Raw genomic sequence first — 905 nt, 5'->3', positions numbered from 1 at the left:
GCGTAGTGCACGCATCACCTCAATACCTTTGATGGTGGCGTAAGCCGTCTTCATGGATTTAAATCCCAGCGTGGCGCCGATTATCCGTTTCAGTTTGCCATGATCGCATTCAATCACGTTGTTCCGGTACTTAATCTGTCGGTGTTCAACGTCAGACGGGCACCGGCCTTCGCGTTTGAGCAGAGCAAGCGCGCGACCATAGGCGGGCGCTTTATCCGTGTTGATGAATCGCGGGATCTGCCACTTCTTCACGTTGTTGAGGATTTTACCCAGAAACCGGTATGCAGCTTTGCTGTTACGACGGGAGGAGAGATAAAAATCGACAGTGCGGCCCCGGCTGTCGACGGCCCGGTACAGATACGCCCAGCGGCCATTGACCTTCACGTAGGTTTCATCCATGTGCCACGGGCAAAGATCGGAAGGGTTACGCCAGTACCAGCGCAGCCGTTTTTCCATTTCAGGCGCATAACGCTGAACCCAGCGGTAAATCGTGGAGTGATCGACATTCACTCCGCGTTCAGCCAGCATCTCCTGCAGCTCACGGTAACTGATGCCGTATTTGCAGTACCAGCGTACGGCCCACAGAATGATGTCACGCTGAAAATGCCGGCCTTTGAATGGGTTCATGTGCAGCTCCATCAGCAAAAGGGGATGATAAGTTTATCACCACCGACTATTTGCAACAGTGCCGTTGCTCATAATGTTTCTCCGGTGTGACTGGCGGCATCCCCTGCCGCCAGCCGGTTAAGTAATCAGTAATCCGCCGCCAGCTCGATCATCAGGTCAGCACATTCACCATCGGCACGTTCTTCTTCCGCAGTCGTCAGCATGTAACCCCGTTTCGCTGCCGCCCCCATAAACGCCGGACGGTCTTTCAGTGGCAGTTCTGCCAGGTAATGCATAGC

At 54.3% G+C, this 905-nt stretch carries 1 protein-coding gene; it reads right to left on the bottom strand.

From position 1 onward, the window contains the following. On the bottom strand, nucleotides 1–627 hold a 627-nt coding region (locus ABD715_RS17765; protein ID WP_001067850.1), incomplete at its 3' end, for an IS6-like element IS26 family transposase. Between the last annotated feature and the right edge of the window lie 278 nt (nucleotides 628–905).

Source organism: Postechiella marina, from assembly GCF_039538365.1.
Classification (GTDB): Bacteria; Bacteroidota; Bacteroidia; order Flavobacteriales; family Flavobacteriaceae; genus Postechiella; species Postechiella marina.
Note: the sequence above shows the minus strand (reverse complement) of the source record. Positions and strands in the feature narration are given on the sequence as shown.